We start from the raw sequence: 17398 nt of genomic DNA, 5'->3' as shown, positions 1-17398 counted from the left end.
CTTGTGTCCCTTCAGGGTGTTGCGGTGGACGGGCGGGGTCCTGGCAGGCTGGATCCGCGGACGATCAGGTCCGGTTGCAGCAGGACGTGCTGCGGTTCGCGAGGGTCACCCGCGATCAGGTTCTCGACGGCCTGGATCAGCTGGCGGCCGACCACGTCGATCGGCTGACGCAGCGTGGTCAGCCCGGGGCTGACCAGGGCGGCGGTGGGGGAGTCGTCGAAGCCGGTGACGGCAACCTCGACGCCGGGGCGCAGGCCTCGCTCGTGGAGGGCCCGCAGGACGCCGAGCGCGAGGGTGTCGGAGGCGCAGACCAGGGCGGTGGCGGGCTCCGGAGCGTCGAGCATCCGGTGCGCGGCCTGACGGCCGTCCTCGAGGGTGTCCGCGACCGCGGCCTGCAAGTCCGTCGGCAGTCCGCGCTCACGGCAGGCCTCGAGCCAGCCCTCCCGGCGTTCCTGCCCGATCTCCGACTCGGCGAGCCAGCCGACGTGACCGATCCGGCGGTGGCCCTGCGCCACGACGTGCTCGGTCGCGGCCCGGGTGCCCGCGCGGCCGTCGACGTCCACCCAGGCGAGTGAGTCGTCGCCGTCCCAGGACCGGCCGAACGTCGCGAACGGCACGCCCCACGACCGCAGCGCGGCCACCCGGTCGTCGTTGCGATGGGTCTCGGCCAGCACGAACGCGTCGACGGGAGTCTTCTTCAGCAGGTCCCGGTACGCCTTGATCTCCTCGGTCGAGCCCTCGCCCTCGGCGTGGCACAGGATCAGGTGGTACCCGGCCGCGACCGCCGAGCGGTTCAGCGCGTACAGGAACTCGTCCATCAGCAGCGAGGCCTTGTCCGGGCGCGACGGCCGGACCTTGAAGGCGATCAGGTGCGAGCTGCGGTTGCGCAGGGCCCGCGCCGACAGGTTCGGCTCGTAGCCGAGCTCGGCCACGGTGGCGAGAATCCGCTCGAGGGTCGCCGGCGCGAGCCGGTCGGGGTTGTTCAGCGCGTTGGACACCGACTGCGCCGAGACCCCCGCCCGCTGGGCCACCTGGCTGAGCGTCACGTGCCCGTGCGGCACGGGTCCCCGGCTGACGTGCTGGGACTCCACCGGCGCCTCCGAGCGATTGTTATTAACGTTAAAGTCCAGCGCACGCTACGTTCGCCGCCGTACGGCGTCAAGAGGTGGACAGCCGCGCCGCGGAGATTTTAACGCTAGAACCCCAGCCCTGGCCGTGCCAGGGAGTTTCCCTGGCGCGAGGTGCCGGCGCGCCGCGCGATGGTGAGGACGCCGACGTGGAACCGGGAGGAGCCGTGATGACAGAGCAGTTCCAGGTGGACGAGATCTCACCGTCGTACTGGCGGGTGGTGTTCAGCAACGGGCCGGTCAACCTGATCGACCCGGACACGATCGACCAGCTGGCCGCGCTGGTCGACCGGATCGAGAACGATCCCGCGCTGACCGTGGTCGTCTTCGCCAGCGACAAGCCCGACTACTTCATGGCGCACTGGGACCTGCTGGCCGACAAGGCGAGGGTCGCGGCGATGAAGCCCGGTCCGACCGGGCTGCACCCGTACGTCGACAACCTGATCCGGCTCAGCAAGGTGCCGGTCGCGACCATCTCGGCGATCCGGGGCCGGGCGCGCGGCGCCGGGAGCGAGTTCGTGCTGGCCACGGACCTCCGGTTCGCCTCCGATCGCGCGGTGCTCGGCCAGTTCGAGGTCGGGCTCGGTGCGGTGCCCGGCGGCGGCCCGATGGCCCGGCTGACGCGACTGGTCGGGCGGGGCCGGGCGCTGGAGATCCTGCTCGGCGGTGACGACGTACCGGCGGAGCTGGCGGCGGCGTACGGGTACGTGAACCGGGTGCTGCCGGACGCGGAGCTGGATGGCTTCGTCGACCGGCTCGCGCGCCGGATCGCGGCGTTCGACAAGGTGGCGGTGAGTGGGATCAAGCGGCTGGTCGACGTCGCCTCGCTGCCCGAGGACGCGGAGTTCGGTCCTGGCCTGGCGGCCTTCTTCGCCACGGCCGGGCGGCCGGAGCACCTGCCGTTCGCGCAGGAGCTGTTCCGGCGCGGCCTGCAGCAGGCCGACGGGATCGAACGCGACCTCGGTACGGCGATCGGCGAGCTGCGGCAGGAACCTGCTCCCCGCTGACCGGTCCGTCGTGGCATCGTGGGGCGATGGTGATCGAGATCCGGCCGGCGGTGGACTTCGAGGACGTCCGGGCGGTGCTCGGGCCGAAGTCGCCGACCTCGAACGTGTGCTGGTGCCTGAGTTACCGGATCCCTTCGAAGCTCAACAACGAGCTGCGGGGGCCGGCCCGCGGTGAGTACGTCGCGGAGCTGTGCAAGGGCGAGCCGGCTCCCGGCGTCCTGGCGTACGACGGGCAGACGCCGGTCGGATGGGCGGCGATCGCGCCGCGGTCGGAGACGACGTTCGCCGGCAACCGCAAGATCCCGCACGTCGACGACCTCCCGGTCTGGTCGCTGTGGTGCGTCCGCGTCCGGCCCGGCCACCGCAAGCAGGGCATCTCGCACCACCTGATCACCGGCGCGGCCGAGTTCGCCCGGCAGCAGGGCGCGCCGGTGGTCGAGGCGTACCCGCTGGACAACGGCGACGCGAAGGTCGACCTGACCATGGCGTACGCCGGCCTGCGCAAGAACTTCGAACGCGCCGGCTTCGCCAAGGTCGCCGGCACGACGTCGGTCCTGGCCGGCCACCCCCGCGTCCTGATGCGCCTCGACCTGCGCTGAACCGGCTGCGGTATGGTCCGCAACTGTCCGGACCGGTCAGAAAGGCCTTGATGAGCAGCACGGAGTCGCACGACAGGGTGGTGCGCGTGGGCCGCGAGCTGCTGAACCTTCCGAACCGGATCACCCTGGTCCGGACCGTGGTCGCGATGGGAGTGGCCGTCGCCGGCTACCACTTCGGGACGCCGATCTGGCTCGTGATCGGGTACGCGACGTACTGGCTCGGGGACTCCCTCGACGGCGGCGTCGCCCGGCACCTCGGTCAGGAGACCGTGACCGGCGCGGTGTTCGACGTCGTCTGCGACCGGGCCTGCGCGTTCTTCCTCGCCGGGGCGTTCCTGGCGTCGTACCCGAGCGTGCTCGGGCCGCTGGCGATCTTCCTGTTCCAGTTCGGAGTTCTGGACACGATGCTGACGCTGTCGTTCCTGCTCTGGCCGGACTGCATCAGCCCGAACTACTTCTTCCGCATCGACCAGCCGATCTACCGCTGGAACTGGTCCACGGTCGCCAAGGGCCTCAACACCGGCGCCGTCGTGGTGTCGCTCGTGATCGGCCACAACTGGGGCGTGATGTGGCTGCCGTACCTGGTCGCCCTCTCGATCACCGCGGTCAAGCTCGCGTCGATCGTCCGCCTGCTCGGCATCCTCAACGGCGCCCGAGCGGCCGAACCGCGCAGCTGAGCCGGCACTCCTACACGGTGTAGGGGTGTTCTTCGATCGTTCAACTTCTCGTTCCCGGGCAGGGATGCATTCCTGCCTAATGTTTCCTGGTCAGGCTCGGCCAGGAAGGGAACCATGGACGCTCCGCTCGCTGTCCGCGCTCGAGGGATCGACCAGAGCTTCGGTGAGGTGGTCGCACTCGACGGCGTCGAGCTGACCGTGCCGGCCGGGCAGATCCACGGGCTCGTCGGCCCGAACGGCGCCGGCAAGACCACGCTGCTCGGCCTGCTGCTGGGCCTGGCCGTGGCCGACAGCGGCAGCCTCGAGATCCTCGGTACGCCGGTCGGCCGCGCGCTCGCGGTCCCCGAGGGTGTCGCCGGTTTCGTCGACGGCCCCGGCCTCTACCCGTCGCTGACGGCGCGGCAGAACCTCGCGGCGCTCGCCGCTCTTCGCGGTGACAAGGCGATGGCCCGCAGCATCGACGACGTCCTGGACCAGGTCGGTCTCACCGACGTGGCCAACGACCGCACGCGGGGCTTCTCGCTCGGCATGCGTCAGCGCCTCGGCCTCGCGGCCGCCCTGCTCGCCAAGCCCCGGCTGCTGATCCTCGACGAGCCGTCGAACGGTCTCGACCCATCCGGCAAGAAGCAGGTGTACGGCGTACTGCAGCGGCTGGCCGCGGACGGCACCGCGGTCGTGCTGTCGAGCCACCGGATGGACGACGTCGAGGCGCTCTGCTCCGAGGTGACGATCCTGGCGACCGGCCGGGTCGCGTTCTCCGGGCCGCTCGGCAAGTTGGCCGGCGAGATCCGCGAGCTGGACTACCGCATCGTCACCTCCGATCCGGCCGCCGCCCGGAAGGTGGCCGGCGACACCGACGGACTCCGCATCGGCGGCGGCCAGGACAGCGGCGTACTGGTCGTGTCCGGGCCGGTGCCGGTCCTCGACGAACTGGTGAAACGACTCGTCCAGGCGGACATCGCGGTGCGCGAGCTCTCGCCCCTGGTGTCGCCGCTGGAGGCCGCCTTCCTCGCACTGACCGAAGTGGAGACCGACCGATGACCGCCACCACCGTCGAAGCGCCGATCGTTCACCGGGTCTCGGTGGCGCGTGGCTATCGCTTCGAGCTGGTCAAGCTGCTGTCGCAGTGGCGCGTGCGCCTGCTGATCGTCGCCTGCTGGATCGCCCCCGCGGTGTTCGTCGCCGTCGTGAGTCAGCAGGCGTCGCTTCCGGTCGACACGTTGTTCGGCCGCTGGATGCACGCCACCGGTTGGGCCGGACCCCTTGTTCTGCTGGGCTTCTCGGGCTCCTGGGCGTTACCGCTGCTGACCTCGCTGGTCGCCGGTGACGTGTTCGCTTCCGAGGATCGCCTCGGCACCTGGCGGCACCTGCTGGTCGCCGTCCGGTCGCCGCGGCGGATCTTCGTCTCCAAGGCGCTCGCGAGCCTCACGGTGATCCTGTTGCTCGTCGTCGGGTTGGTCGTGTCGAGCGCGATCAGCGGGGTCGCGGTGGTCGGCAACCGTCCACTGATCGGGCTCGACGGTCATCTGCTGTCGCCGGGCGACGCAGCCGGCACGGTGTTCCTCGCCTGGGCCTGTGCACTCGCGCCGACGCTGGCGCTGGCCGCGATCGGTCTGCTCGGATCGGTCGCGCTCGGCCGGTCGCCGATGGGCCTGCTGCTGCCAGCGCTGGTCGCGCTGGCGATGCAGATCGTCCAGATGCTGCCGGTGCCGGTCGCCGTACGGCTCGCCTTGCCTGGTTACGGATTCATCAGCTGGAACGGACTCTTCACCGGTCCCGGGCAACTGGAGCCGCTGCTGATCAGCATCGCGGTCAGCCTGGTGTGGGCCGTGGTGGCGACGGGCCTCGCGTACTTCCTCTTCGTACGACGCGACTTCACCAACCCGACCCACGACGGCTCAGGTCGCCTGGCGCTCGTCGCGGGCGCGTTGCCGCTCGTCGTCCTGTTCGGCCTGACCACGGCGGTCGTCGTACCGGCGACCGGAGCGACCGGTTCCGGCGTCGACCAGGCGAAGGTGCAGCGCGCGCTCGCGACCGAGTTCGCGCACCTCTACCGCCTGCAGACCGAGCAGCTCAACCGGCCTGCGGTCACCGAGGAGCAGCTCCAGACCTCGGCCGCCTGCACCAAGGGCGGCGACCAGGTCGCGGCGGAAGGCCCTGGCAACGACTGGCGCTGCGTCGTGAGCTGGCACGTGCCCGGTGTCGAAGCTGCCGGCTCCGCCATCTACCAACTCGACATCAACCCGGTCGGCCGGTACGTCGCCGACGGCGACGGCCCGAAGGAAGTCAACGGCTACTTCCTGGTCCGGACCCCGGCCGGCGACGAGCCGAACCCGCTCTGGCAGTTCGACGGTCTCGTCGAGCTGCTCCCGTCCAACCCCTGAAGGGACCAACCTCATGCAGGTAACACGCCGCAGGCGTGACAAGGAGGGCCGGTCAGGCCTCCGCGGCCGGCGCATCAGCCGGCGGGCGACCGTGGTGACGGCCGGGACGACGGCGCTCGCCGCCGCCTTGGCCGGCACCGCTGTCGCCTCGACCCAGCAGTTCGGCACCGATCGGGTCGGTCAGGTGACCGGCGACGGCCAGGTCGTCTCCGCCGACCAGTACATCGCACCGCTCGGCGACCGCCTTGTCCTCCAGAAGGGCAAGATCATGTCGTCGGTCGTCAGTCCGGACGGCAGCCACCTGGCCGCCTCGATCACCGACGGCGGCATGGCCCTGGCCGTCGTCGACCTGAAGAACTGGAAGGTGCAGCAGTACGTCGGCAACAACGCCGCCGCGGACCTGCGCATCCCCGGCAACGACGTGGGCCAGGAAGGCCCGACGTACTCGCCGGACGGCAGCCAGCTGTGGCTCGGCCGGGCCGACGGCTACCAGCGGTTCACCGTGCAGGCGGACGGCTCGCTGGCCGACCCGACCTTCGTCACGGTCGCCGCGCAGGGAGCCAAGCACGCGCTGGTCGGCGAGGCGGTGTTCTCCTCCGACAGCTCGACGGTGTACTCGGCCGTCAACGGCCAGAACAGGGTGGTCGCGATCGACACCGCGACCGGCACGACCAAGCAGAGCTGGGACGTCGGCAACGCGCCGCGCGACATGCTGCAGGTCGGCTCGAAGCTGTACGTCAGCAACGAGGGCGGCCGGCCCGCGAAGCCCGGCGAGCCGACGATCAACTCCTACGGCACCCAGGTGCCGGCCTCGCAGGTCACGGCGGCCACCACCACCGGTACGGTCAGCGTGATCGACCTGGCCAAGCCGGCCGAGACGCCGGCGAGCATCACCGTCGGGCTGCACCCGACGGCGCTGTACGCCAGGAACGGCGCGGTGTTCGTCACGAACACGGCGACGAACTCGGTCTCGGTGATCGACACCAAGCGCGGCAAGGTGACGCAGACCATCGCCCCCCAGCCGTGGTCGGAGGCCTCCGTCGGCTACGAACCCGACGGCGTGACGCTGACCGACGACGGTCACCTGCTGGTGACGCTGGGCCGCGCCAACGCCGTGGCGGTCTACAAGTACCGCAACCCGCTGGAGCCGGTCAGCTACGTCGGCCTGCTGCCGACGGACTACTTCCCGGCCGAGATCACCACCGTCGGCAAGGACGTCCTGGTCTCCAACACCCGCGGTGTCGACGCCCGGCGTGAGACCACGGCGGCCGGTCACGCCACGCACGACACCACGTCCAGCCTGACCAAGTTCCAGCTGCCCGACGACCACGCGATCCGCGCGAGCACCGCCAAGGTGTTCCAGCAGAACGGCTGGACGAAGAAGGCGGCCGAGACCTCGACCAAGGGCCGTCAGCACCTGAAGCCGGTCCCGGTCCCGCAGCGCATCGGCGACCCGTCGACGATCAAGCACGTCTTCCTGATCGTCAAGGAGAACCGCACCTACGACCAGCTGTTCGGTGACATTGCCGAGGGCAACGGTGATCCGGCGCTGGCGCAGTACGGCGAGAACGTGACGCCGAACCAGCACGCGATGGCCAAGCAGTTCGGCCTGTACGACAACACCTACGACATCGGCACGAACTCGGCCGAGGGGCACAACTGGCTGATGCAGGCCGACAACCCCGAGTACACCGAGTCCTCGGCCGGTCAGTACCTGCGCAGCTACGACACCGAGGACGACGCCCTCGGCCACCAGCGGACCGGGTTCATCTGGACCGGCGCGCAGGCGGCGGGCAAGACCGTGCGCGACTACGGCGAGTTCCAGCAGTTCCTCACCAAGCCCGCCGGCGCGACCTGGGAGAACCTGTACTGCGACACCAAGACCATGGCCGCGACCGGTCAGGACACCGCCTACCCGATGGTGTCGTCGTCGCCGATCCCGTCGCTGAACGACGTCTCGCTGCCCGGCTTCCCGAAGTTCGACACCAGCGTCCCGGACCAGTACCGGTACGAGATCTGGAAGCGGGAGTTCGAGAAGAAGGGTCCCGCCAACCTGAACATGTTCTGGCTGTCCAGCGACCACACCGGTGGACCGCCGAACGGTGCCGCCCAGGTCGCCGACAACGACCTGGCCACCGGCAAGATCGTCGACGAGATCTCGCACAGCAAGTACTGGAAGGACTCGGCGATCTTCGTCGTCGAGGACGACTCGCAGGCCGGCCTGGACCACGTCGACGGCCACCGGGCGCCGATCCAGATCATCAGCCCGTACGCCCGGCGCGGGGTGGTCGACAGCCGGTACTACACGCAGATCACGATGATCCGCACGATCGAGCAGATCCTCGGGATCAAGCCGATGAACCAGAAGGACACCGCGGCCACGCCGATGGCCACGGCGTTCACCCAGACGCCGGACCTCACGCCGTACCGGGTGGTGCCGAACCGCACCTCGCTGACGGCGGGCCTGAAGACGCCGCCGCCGTGTGGCGCTGACGTTCCGGCGGCGCAGAACCCGAACGCGGCGCCCGCGCCGAAGGCCGTCGTACCGGCGGACCAGCGGGCGGTGGCGGCGCAGTGGGAGAGCTGGAAGACGCAGCAGAAGCTCACCGGGCCCGACGCCCGGGCGGACTTCGCGAACCCGGCCCAGCTGAACCACTTCGACTGGTACCAGGCGCACGACTGGTCCACGCCGTACCCGGGGGAGAGCAAGATCCTCGCCCCGGCCGACGTCCCGGGCGCCGTGATCCCGTCGGCTGAGAACGACGGCTGATCACTGGTGAGTGACAAGGGTGTGCGGCGAGGTGCCGGAGAGTTGGAGGCGCAGGTGATGGCCGCGCTCTGGGCTTCCCGCACACCCTTGACGACGTCGCAGGTGCAGGCGCAGGTCGGTGCAGGGCTGGCGTACAACACGGTCCAGACCATCCTGACGCGGCTGGCGGCCAAGGGTCTGCTCGAGCGGGCGGAGCGAGGGCGGGCGCACGTCTACTGGCCGACCAAGGACGAGGCGTCGTCGGCCGCGGCGCAACTGCGGACGACGTTGCGGGCGGTCGGGGATCGCGGGAAGGTGCTGCGCGAGTTCGCCGCCGGGCTCGACGACGACGAAGCGGAGATTCTCCGGCAGTGGTTGTCCGAGAGGTCGGGGGAGTCGTGAGGGTCTGGGTCTACTTGCCGCTGCTGTTGAGTGTCCTGTTTCCGCTGGCCGCGACTCGGATGGCCGCGATGCTGCGTCCACTGGCTGCCGTCCGGGTCGCGACGGCCGGCGCCGCCGTCGCGGCCCTCGCGTGCACCTGCAGCGTGACCTTGCTGTCGTTGACGCTGTTCGACGACCTGCCGCCGTTGTCGGCGTACGAGGGACGGCCGGAGCTCGGCCTGCCGGAGCCGGTCCCCGACTGGCTGGGCCTGATCGCGTTGCTGGTCGTACTGGTTCTGGTTTTTCGCTTGTTCCGTGAGGTTCTTCGCCGTCGCCGGGCCGCCCGCGGACTGCGTGCCATCAAGACCCCGTACGCCGGGTTGGCGGTCGCCGACCTGCCCGAGCCGTTCGCCGTGGCGGTGCCGGGACGGCCTGGGCACGTGCTGGTCACGTCGGGAATGCTGAGCCTGCTCGACGCGGTCGAGCGGCGGGTCCTGCTCGCGCACGAACGCTCCCACCTGGACCGGCACCACCACCGGCTGGTCGCGATCGCCGCGTACTCAGCCGCGATGAACCCGTTGCTGAGCCGCCTGGCGAGTCTGGTCACCTACCTGGTCGAGCGCTCGGCCGACGAGGACGCCGCTGCTGAGGTCGGCGACCGGGACGTGGTGGCCCGTGCGGTGGCCAAGGCATCACTGGCCGGCTCGGGCCATGGATTTGCGCCTGCCCTGGGTCTGCACGGTTCCACGTCGATCGAACGCGTGGTGGCCATCGCGGGCCCACAGCCGAGTCCACGGTGGCGTGGGCTGCTGTGGGTCGCCGCGCTGACCGTCGTCGAGATCCTGGTCACCGTGATCGCGATCGTCGGATTCGCTCACGTGGCGGGTGCCTGGCTGAGCATGGTCTTCGTCTAGCAGCCGCACCTGGGTTCGCAGTGCGGCTTCGCGCACGGGCTGCAGATCTGGTGCGGGTGCAGGACCGGGCCGATGCCGGGGGCGGACTGGGAGCGGGCGAAGCGGAGGACTGCTTCGGCGGCCTGCGGGGCGTTCTCGCCGGTGCCGGACATCCGGGCGGCGATCATGCCGGCGACCAGGGGAGTGGAGAACGACGTGCCGCTCCAGTTCGCCAGGCCGGCGAACTCGCGCTCCTCGTACGGCTCTTCCTCGCACTTGTACTTGCCGGTGCCGAACGCGTTCACCAGCTCCTCGCCGGGCGCGTAGACGTCGACCCAGTGGCCGTAGTTGGAGAAGTGCGCGCGGGTGTTGCCGTCCGCGGACAGCGCGCCGACGCCGATCGTCCAGGTGTACGCCGCGGGGAACGTCGGCAGGTGGGTCTCGTCGTTGCCGGCCGGAGCGAGCACGGTGACGTTCAGGTGGCGCAGACGCGTCCTGTAGAAGGCGTCGAAGGTGTGCAGCGGAAGGTGGTGGCGGGTGGCGCCGTCGAACTCGCAGACGATGATGTCCGCGCCGAGGTCGAGCAGGTCGCTCATCCGCTGGATGATCTCGTACTCGTAGGCCATCCCGCCGTACAGCCGCCAGGTGATCTCCTTCGCGCGCTTGACGCAGACCTCCGCCTTCGGCGCGGTCGTGCGCACGCAGCCGGCGACGAACGTCCCGTGGCAGGAGTAGGCGCCGATCGGGTCGCCGGGCAGCGCGGCCGGATCAGGATCGCCGTACACGCCCTCCATCCACGGCCACTGGTGTGTCGTCGCCTCGACCAGACCGCCGTCGACGACTCCGACCAGTACGCCGCGACCGTCCCATCCGTGCTGGCCGCAACAGATGCCGCTGTTGATCGACGGCACCGGCGCCGCGGAGCTCGAAGGCACCTCGGCCGGTTCCGACGCCGGGCAGGGATGGCCGTTGCCGTTCAGCGGGAGTGCGGCGCACGGCCGGGCCACGCCCTCGCCGATCGACCGGTCGAGCCTCGCCAGCACGTTCGGCGTCGACAGGGCATCGTCGTCGTCGTACCGGCCGTTCGGTTCGCCGGGGAACTCGCGGCCGCCGTACACGCCGTCCTTGCCCGCCTGGACCGAGCGGCTGCTGCGGCCGTAGCGCCAGACCAGACCGGTGACGCCGTCGATGACCGGCAGCCGGTCGATCGCCACGTTCTCGGGAATGATCGGTCCCTCGGGGTCCTCCTTCTCACGCTCGGCCGGCTCCTCGCGCAGCGCGCGCAGCACGAGCTCGACGTCCTCGGTCCGGACCAGGAGCGTGTCACGGCGGTAGAAGTACTCGGCGTACCCGAGCTCCTCCCAGTTGTACGGGTGCACGGCGGTGGTGCCGAACCACCGCTCGTTGCCCGGACCCGGGTCCTTGCCCTCGCGGTCCTCGATGATCAGGCGCAGGGCGTCCTTGAGACGTTGGTCAGCCGGCATGGCGGTTCCTCTCGACGGTGAAAGTTCCGGGGTAGGGCGTACTACGATCTGAGGACGTCCGGTGAGGGGAGGGCGGCCTGTGGCCGTGGACATCGACGACCTGCAGGCGCTCGCGCTGTCGCGACCCACCGACGCGCTGCGGATCGCGCGCGAGGTGCTCGCGAGTTCGCCGACCGACGCCGAGGCGGCCGCGGCTCACCAGGCCGTCGGGGTGGTGCATCGCGACTTCGGCGACATCCAGGAGGCCGTGGCCGAGCTCAAGTCGGCGTACCGGTACGCCCGCCGGGCCGCCGATCCGGACCGCGAGGCGGACATCCAGGCGAGCCTCGGCGTCGCGCTGGTGATGGCCGGCCAGACCGATCGCGGCGTCGCGATGCTGGACGCGATCGTGCCGGCTCGCACCGGCGTACAGGCGGGCCGGATCCTGATCCGCCGGGCGTGGGTCCGCGGCGCGCTGCTCGGCCGGTACGACGAAGCGCTCGCGGACGCCGAACAAGCGGTCGAGCTGCTGAGCGACGCCGGCGACCTGGTGTGGGAGGCGCGCGCGCTGACCCACCGCGCGATGGTGCTGCTCGCGATGGGCGCGATCGAACGCGCCGACCAGGACTACGCCCGCAGCGAGGAGCTGTTCTCGAAGCGCGGCCAGGTGGCCGAGTACGCCGACACCCGCCAGGCTCGCGGAGCCGCGGCCTTCGCGCGCGGCGACCTGCCGACCGCCCTGCGGTACCTCGACGACGCGCAACGGGTGGTCGAGGAGGAGCTCGGCATCCTGGAGCCGGACCTCTACGCCAACAAGTGCCTCGTGCTGCTCGCGGCCGGCCTGACGCGGGACGCGCTCACCGAGATCGACAGCGCGCTCGACCGGATCGAGCAGCAGCGCGGCTCGGACGCGCGCCGCGCGGAACTCCTGTACTGCGCCGCTCTCGCGGCCAACGCCACCGGCGCGATGGACGTCGCCGAAAGTCGCGGCCGGGCCGCGCTGAAGCTGTTCCGCCGTCAGCAGCGTCCGTGGTGGGCGGCCCGCGCGGAGCTCGCGCTGCTGCAGTCGCGGTACGCGGCGGGTGATCGGACCGTCCGGCTGCTGCGCACCGGCGAACGCGTCAGCGCCGAGCTCGACCGCCTCGACCCGGACCTCGCCACCGAGGCGCACCTGCTCACGGGCCGCCTCGCGTTCGCACGTACGGATCCGGTCACCGCCGGACAGCACCTGACGATCGCGGCCGCCGCTCGAAACCGTGGACTGCGGGCACGAGGCGCCGGCTGGCTCGCGCAGGCCACGCTGCACCAAGGCGAAGGCCGGTCGCGCGCAATGCTGGCCGCCTGCCGCCAGGGCCTGAGCCTGATCGAGGTTTATCTGCGCACCCTCGGCGCGACCGAGCTGCGCGTGCTGGCCACGGCCCAGGGCTCTGAACTCGCCGCGATCGCTCTGCGGTACGCCGTACGACGGCACAACGCGCGGCAGGTCCTCGAGTGGAGCGAACGCTGGCGGGCGACTGTGCTGGCGATCCCGCCGGTCCGCCCGCAGGAGGACGACGGTCTCGTCGCCGACCTCGCCGCGCTGCGCGGACTGACCCACCGGCTGGAGGCGAACTACGACCACGGGCCGGGCGCCGGGCCGCTGCAACGCGAACGCCGTCGCCTCGAGTCGTCCGTACGCCGTCGCGCCCTGCTCGCTCCCGGGACCGTCGGCGACCGGCCCGACCAGTTCCGCACCGCCGACCTGCTCGATCACCTGGGCGCGCGCAGTCTGATCGAGCTCACCGAGGTCGACGACCAGCTCTACGCGATCGTGGTCGCGGGCGGCCGTGTACACCTCGACCTGGTCGGCCCGACCGCGCTGGCGACTCATCGCCTGTCCCATGCGTTGTTCGCCTTGCGCCGCGAGGCTTCCGGGCGCGGCACGGACCAGCTCGATCTCGACGCGATCGGGGCTCGGCTGGAGACGCTGCTGCTCGGACCGGCGATCAGGCATCTGCGGGACGAACCGGTGGTCGTCGTACCGACGGGTCGGCTGCACGCGGTCCCGTGGAGCCTGCTGCCGTCCTTGCGGGATCGGCCGACCTCGGTGGCTCCGTCCGCGGCCGCGTGGTTGCGCGCCCGCAAGGCGGTGCCGCCGGCCACCGATCGGGTCGTCCTGATCGGCGGTCCGAAGCTGTCGACGGGCCACGAGGAAGTACGACGGCTCGCGGAGCTGTATCCGGACGCGGACGTGCTGACCGACGGCGCGGCGACGGCGGACGCCGTGCTGAAGGCGATCGACGGTGCGGCGCTGGTCCATGTGGCGGCGCACGGGACGTTCCGCGCCGACAGCCCTTTGTTCTCGGCGCTCCAGCTGGATGACGGGCCGCTCACGGTGTACGACCTTGAACGGTTGCGCCGGGCGCCGCATCGCGTCGTGCTGTCGAGCTGCAGCTCGGCGGTCGGCAGCCCGAGTGGTGCTGACGAGTTGCTCGGACTGGTCAGCGCGTTGGCCGCGCTCGGCTCGGCCGGAGTCGTCGCGAGCGTCGTACCGGTGAACGATCCGGGGACCGTGCCGCTGATGCTCGATCTGCACGCGCGACTGCGGTCCGGCGACGAGCTCGCCGAGGCGTTGGCCGGAAGTCGCGCGTCGGCAGGCGGCAGCCGCTTCGCGCGGACTGCCGCACAGTCGTTCATCGCGCTGGGGGCCTGAGCGTCGATCACCGTCAGGGCGACACCAGGCCTGTCGTCACCGTCGTACCGGAGTCGGTGTGACAGGTGATGCGGAACGGACGGCTCGGCACCGGCCGGATCACGAAGAACCCGAACTCGTCGACGGGCGTCGTCCCGAGCTCGTCGGAGCCGTCCACGAGTGTCACCGTGCCGCCCTGCGGGGGACTGAGCTGACCCAGCAGCTCGTCCGGCGTCAGCTCCAGCTCGATGCTCACCACGTCGGACGCGAAGGTGAGCCGTCGTAGCGCCGCGGTCTCCGCCGTTCGGGTGACGTCCACTGCTTCGCTCTCCCAGGCGGAGTCGTAGGTGAGGGCGGCCAGCTCGGCATCGATGGTGCGCCACGCGTACACCGCCTTGCCGGCCGCGACCAGCCCGGCCGGTACGTCGTTCGCGCTCGTCAACGCATCCTGCAGAACCTCGAGCAGCTGGTCGTCGTCGGTCCACCACTGGTCATCCATGCTGCTCACCTCCGTCCTCGATGGGGCGCTCGTTCCGGTCTCCGATCAGTGCGGCCAGTGCAGGGGTCTGGCGCAGACGATCCAGGCAGCGGGCCCGGTTGGGGCCGATGCTGCCGACGCGCATGTGCAACTTGTCGCTGATCTCGCGGTACACAGCGGGTGGGTCCTGCACGAGCATCGAGAGCAGCAGCCGGCACCGCGGTGACAGCTGACCGAACGCGGCCCGGACCACGGTCCGGCGCTCGTGCAGCAGCAGTTCCTCGTCGACCGGGACCTCGTCGTACGGCGTTGCCGAGAGCAACTCGACGGGGTCGGCCGGCTCGGTCCGCTGACCGACGCGCACCACCCGCAGACACTCGTGGCGGGTCGTCGTCGCGATCCACCCGGGCAGGGCCGCCGGCTCGCGCAGCTTGGGCAGCTGCTCGACCAGCAGCAGCCACACGCTCTGGCCGACGTCATCGATGTCCGCCGGCGTCAGCCCGAAGCGCCGGCAGATCGTCCAGACCAGCGGTGCGTACCGTTCCACCAGGTCGTCCCAGGCTCCGCGGTCCCCGTCGCGGGCACCGGTGACCATCCGGATGACGGCAGGGTCGTCACGCATCTCGCCGTCCTCCCGTTCGTCGTTACCGGACACTACCGCCGACGCGGCGCGAAGTCCCTCCCTCCCACGGACTTCCCGCCACGCCGGCCCCCCGGACCCTCCCCCCGAACGGGTCCTTCGCAACTCGGAGTCGCACGCGGCGGTCTTGATACACCGATCGGCGGAATTTCTTTTCGGCAGCGCCGAGCTGATGATTTGTTGCCGCAAGCCCGGTAACTTCGGAAGCGGGGTGGGTCCACGGGGCTGGGGTGGGGGGATGTTTCGTGACGCAGGAACTGAGGCAAGTCCGGCCGCGGCGGCGGATCTGGGTGCAGCGGGTGGCGGTCGAGGCCGACAACCTGCTGATCCGGCTGAACGTCGCGCGGGCCGGTGAACTGAGCCCGGCGCAGGCCGCGGTCGCGGAGGGGGTCGCCGAGCTCGCGGAGAACGCGCGCGCGGCGGCGTTCCGCCACGACCCGATGCCTCGCCGCTGGGCGAACTGGTGGCGCGGCACGCTCGTCGACATCGCGTTCCACAACCTGCACTCGGCCCGTGCGCAGATGGTCGACCTGATGGACGAGGCCGAGCTCCGGGCCGAGGTGCCGGCCGCGTTGGCCAGGGCACGGCACGCGCTGCGGCGTGACGACCCGCGGCTGGTCGCGGCCGAGCAGTGGCCAGCCGAGCTGAGCCACCCCGGCCGGGTCGACCGGATCCGGCCGGGACTGCGGCGGTTGATCGACGACAGCTACGAGCAGCAGGACCTCGAGCACGCCCGGCTCCGGAACTTCCGCAACGTCGCGCTGATCTCGGCGATCTGCGTCTTCGTCCTGGTCGTGATCGCGGTGGTCGTCGTCTCGCGCCGACCCGACTGGATCCCGCTCTGCTTCCCCAACGAAGAGACCGCGGCCGACGGTGTCTCGCGGGTGGTGGGCCTGAACTGTCCGACCCGGGCCGGCGCCGGCGTCGTACCGGTCGGTGCCGACGTCGTCGTGGTGGCGATGCTGGGATCGCTCGGCGGCGCGATGTCGGCGGCGTTGTCGGTCCGGCATCTGAAGGGCACCTCCACGCCGTACGACGTACCGATCGCGCTGGCGTTCCTGAAGATCCCGCTCGGCGCGTTCACCGCGATCCTCGCCCTGGTGGCGATCCAGGGAAAGTTCGTCCCCGGGCTGTCGGTGCTCGATTCGCAAGGACAGATCCTGGCGTACGCGCTGGTGTTCGGGTTCGCGCAGCAGGCGTTCACGCGGCTGATCGACCGCAGGGCGCAGGACCTGCTCGAGGGGCTGCCCGGCGGTGAGGCGACCACGCCCACGCCGCAGAGCAGTACGCCGCCGGCCGTCGCGCCGGCGCCACCGCCCGGACCCGCCGGCGACGGGGGAGCCGGGCCGGTCGAGGACGTCGAGGTCATCGAGATCAACGAACCACTGCAACCTTCCCCGGACGAGCCGGACGACGACGCCCTGCTGCCGGTCGCCGAGGAGACCCACTACGTCGAGGACGACCAGGTGGAGGCGCCGCCCGGACCGGACGCCGGGGACGGCGTCGACTACCCGAAGGAGGTCGAGAGCTGATGGCCTGGCAGGAGGACTTTCCGTTCGCCCACCGCGGGCGGACGAACGTGAACCGGCGGACCTGGGCGATGATCGAGGCGGCCGAGCGGATCGCCGACTTCTCGTTCGTCGTCACCCAGGGCTCGTACAACAAGGGCGGTGTGGCCAAGTCGGCCGGCACGCACGACGGCGGAGGCGTGGTGGACCTGCGGGCCCGGGACCTGACGCCGGCCCGCCGGGGCCGGGCGGTCGTCGCCCTGCGGATGGTGGGTTTCGCCGCCTGGCTGCGCACCCCGTCCCAAGGGGACTGGCCGTACCACATCCACGCCGTGGCAAAGGGGGACCGGGACACGTCGCGCGAGGCCCGCGCGCAGATCGCGTCGTACCTCAAGGCTCGCAACGGTCTGAGTGGCAACGGCAGGGACGACGGGCCGCCCGGCCACTACAACATGACGTGGGACCTGTATCAGCACCTGCACACCCTGGCCGCGAGAGTGGTCCCCGGAGACACCAGGCCGCGCAACAGCATGGGCCAGCTCTGCCTGAGCTACAAGGCCATCCAGTACGCCGGGGTGCACCGCGCGATGAGCGGAGTCTGGGGAGCGCACCGCAACAGCGCGCACCGCAGCATCAAGGCGCTGTTCCCCGCACTGAAGAACGCCCCGGACACCAGCTTCCCGGAGTCCTGGATGCACCTGGAACGCGCCGTCCACCGCAACCCGCCGAACGCGGTCACCGACGCGTTCTCCTGGTATTGGTTCGTCCGCCGGGTCGGCTTCGCCCCACCCGACGTCAACGACTGGCCGCCGCGCCCCTGA

General features: G+C 70.9%; 15 protein-coding genes. 11 read left to right on the top strand and 4 right to left on the bottom strand.

The window, feature by feature from the left end; translation table 11 throughout:
* Positions 1-11 precede the first annotated feature (11 nt).
* Positions 12-1091 carry a LacI family DNA-binding transcriptional regulator gene (locus ABD235_RS10385; RefSeq protein ID WP_344172471.1) on the bottom strand — a complete coding sequence of 360 codons (1080 nt, stop codon included), beginning with the start codon at positions 1089-1091 and terminating at the stop codon, positions 12-14.
* A gap of 206 nt (positions 1092-1297) precedes the next feature.
* On the opposite strand from ABD235_RS10385, the gene ABD235_RS10380 reads away from it, so the two are divergent.
* The 8 genes from ABD235_RS10380 to ABD235_RS10345 all read left to right on the top strand — a co-directional run bounded on the left by ABD235_RS10380 (position 1298) and on the right by ABD235_RS10345 (position 9838).
* Complete coding sequence (locus ABD235_RS10380) at positions 1298-2134, top strand: enoyl-CoA hydratase/isomerase family protein (protein WP_344172469.1); 837 nt, start codon at positions 1298-1300, stop codon at positions 2132-2134.
* Between the two features lie 26 nt (positions 2135-2160).
* Positions 2161-2733 (top strand): GNAT family N-acetyltransferase, encoded by a 573-nt coding sequence (locus ABD235_RS10375; protein ID WP_344172467.1) that lies wholly within the window; start codon positions 2161-2163, stop codon positions 2731-2733.
* A 50-nt stretch (positions 2734-2783) separates the two neighbouring features.
* The gene (locus ABD235_RS10370) at positions 2784-3410 is read left to right on the top strand and encodes a CDP-alcohol phosphatidyltransferase family protein (protein WP_344172466.1); all 627 of its coding nucleotides are present in this window, start codon (positions 2784-2786) and stop codon (positions 3408-3410) included.
* Positions 3411-3524: 114 nt separating this feature from the next.
* Complete coding sequence (locus ABD235_RS10365; protein ID WP_344172464.1) at positions 3525-4451, top strand: ABC transporter ATP-binding protein; 927 nt, start codon at positions 3525-3527, stop codon at positions 4449-4451.
* Positions 4448-5794, top strand: a complete 1347-nt coding sequence (locus ABD235_RS10360) for an ABC transporter permease (RefSeq protein ID WP_344172462.1) — start codon at positions 4448-4450, stop codon at positions 5792-5794. The genes ABD235_RS10365 and ABD235_RS10360 overlap by 4 nt, the downstream gene beginning before the upstream one ends.
* Positions 5795-5807: 13 nt before the next feature.
* A complete protein-coding gene (locus ABD235_RS10355) occupies positions 5808-8564 on the top strand; it encodes a bifunctional YncE family protein/alkaline phosphatase family protein (RefSeq protein WP_344172460.1) in 2757 nt (918 codons plus the stop codon).
* Between the two features lie 6 nt (positions 8565-8570).
* The gene (locus ABD235_RS10350) at positions 8571-8945 is read left to right on the top strand and encodes a BlaI/MecI/CopY family transcriptional regulator (RefSeq protein WP_344172458.1); all 375 of its coding nucleotides are present in this window, start codon (positions 8571-8573) and stop codon (positions 8943-8945) included.
* On the top strand, positions 8942-9838 hold the full coding sequence (locus ABD235_RS10345) for a M56 family metallopeptidase (RefSeq protein WP_344172456.1): 897 nt from the start codon (positions 8942-8944) through the stop codon (positions 9836-9838). The genes ABD235_RS10350 and ABD235_RS10345 overlap by 4 nt, the downstream gene beginning before the upstream one ends.
* On the opposite strand, the gene ABD235_RS10340 is transcribed toward ABD235_RS10345, so the two are convergent.
* Positions 9835-11301, bottom strand: a complete 1467-nt coding sequence (locus ABD235_RS10340; protein WP_344172454.1) for a S8/S53 family peptidase — start codon at positions 11299-11301, stop codon at positions 9835-9837. The genes ABD235_RS10345 and ABD235_RS10340 overlap by 4 nt on opposite strands.
* 79 nt (positions 11302-11380) lie before the next feature.
* Between ABD235_RS10340 and ABD235_RS10335 the strand changes: the two genes are divergently transcribed.
* Positions 11381-13972 (top strand): CHAT domain-containing protein, encoded by a 2592-nt coding sequence (locus tag ABD235_RS10335; RefSeq protein ID WP_344172452.1) that lies wholly within the window; start codon positions 11381-11383, stop codon positions 13970-13972.
* A gap of 13 nt (positions 13973-13985) precedes the next feature.
* Here the strand turns inward: ABD235_RS10335 and ABD235_RS10330 are convergent, their stop codons facing one another.
* Both ABD235_RS10330 and ABD235_RS10325 read right to left on the bottom strand, forming a co-directional pair.
* On the bottom strand, positions 13986-14450 hold the full coding sequence (locus ABD235_RS10330) for a hypothetical protein (RefSeq protein WP_344172450.1): 465 nt from the start codon (positions 14448-14450) through the stop codon (positions 13986-13988).
* Positions 14443-15051 carry an RNA polymerase sigma factor gene (locus tag ABD235_RS10325; protein ID WP_344172448.1) on the bottom strand — a complete coding sequence of 203 codons (609 nt, stop codon included), beginning with the start codon at positions 15049-15051 and terminating at the stop codon, positions 14443-14445. The genes ABD235_RS10330 and ABD235_RS10325 overlap by 8 nt, the downstream gene beginning before the upstream one ends.
* Before the next feature lie 263 nt (positions 15052-15314).
* Between ABD235_RS10325 and ABD235_RS10320 the strand changes: the two genes are divergently transcribed.
* Both ABD235_RS10320 and ABD235_RS10315 read left to right on the top strand, forming a co-directional pair.
* A complete protein-coding gene (locus ABD235_RS10320; RefSeq protein ID WP_344172446.1) occupies positions 15315-16601 on the top strand; it encodes a hypothetical protein in 1287 nt (428 codons plus the stop codon).
* Complete coding sequence (locus ABD235_RS10315) at positions 16601-17398, top strand: hypothetical protein (protein ID WP_344172444.1); 798 nt, start codon at positions 16601-16603, stop codon at positions 17396-17398. The genes ABD235_RS10320 and ABD235_RS10315 overlap by 1 nt, the downstream gene beginning before the upstream one ends.

Origin of the sequence: Kribbella lupini (assembly GCF_039529595.1) — a bacterium.
In the GTDB taxonomy this organism is placed as follows: domain Bacteria; phylum Actinomycetota; class Actinomycetes; order Propionibacteriales; family Kribbellaceae; genus Kribbella; species Kribbella lupini.
Note: the sequence above shows the minus strand (reverse complement) of the source record. Positions and strands in the feature narration are given on the sequence as shown.

What these genes read in the sequence shown, in the direction of transcription:
- ABD235_RS10380 (WP_344172469.1), top strand. Translation starts at nt 1,298, where the DNA reads ATGACAGAGCAGTTCCAGGTGGACGAGATCTCACCGTCGTACTGGCGG.
- ABD235_RS10325 (WP_344172448.1), bottom strand. Translation starts at nt 15,051, where the DNA reads ATGCGTGACGACCCTGCCGTCATCCGGATGGTCACCGGTGCCCGCGAC.
- ABD235_RS10370 (WP_344172466.1), top strand. Translation starts at nt 2,784, where the DNA reads ATGAGCAGCACGGAGTCGCACGACAGGGTGGTGCGCGTGGGCCGCGAG.
- ABD235_RS10365 (WP_344172464.1), top strand. Translation starts at nt 3,525, where the DNA reads ATGGACGCTCCGCTCGCTGTCCGCGCTCGAGGGATCGACCAGAGCTTC.
- ABD235_RS10375 (WP_344172467.1), top strand. Translation starts at nt 2,161, where the DNA reads ATGGTGATCGAGATCCGGCCGGCGGTGGACTTCGAGGACGTCCGGGCG.
- ABD235_RS10315 (WP_344172444.1), top strand. Translation starts at nt 16,601, where the DNA reads ATGGCCTGGCAGGAGGACTTTCCGTTCGCCCACCGCGGGCGGACGAAC.
- ABD235_RS10360 (WP_344172462.1), top strand. Translation starts at nt 4,448, where the DNA reads ATGACCGCCACCACCGTCGAAGCGCCGATCGTTCACCGGGTCTCGGTG.
- ABD235_RS10355 (WP_344172460.1), top strand. Translation starts at nt 5,808, where the DNA reads ATGCAGGTAACACGCCGCAGGCGTGACAAGGAGGGCCGGTCAGGCCTC.
- ABD235_RS10330 (WP_344172450.1), bottom strand. Translation starts at nt 14,450, where the DNA reads ATGGATGACCAGTGGTGGACCGACGACGACCAGCTGCTCGAGGTTCTG.
- ABD235_RS10340 (WP_344172454.1), bottom strand. Translation starts at nt 11,301, where the DNA reads ATGCCGGCTGACCAACGTCTCAAGGACGCCCTGCGCCTGATCATCGAG.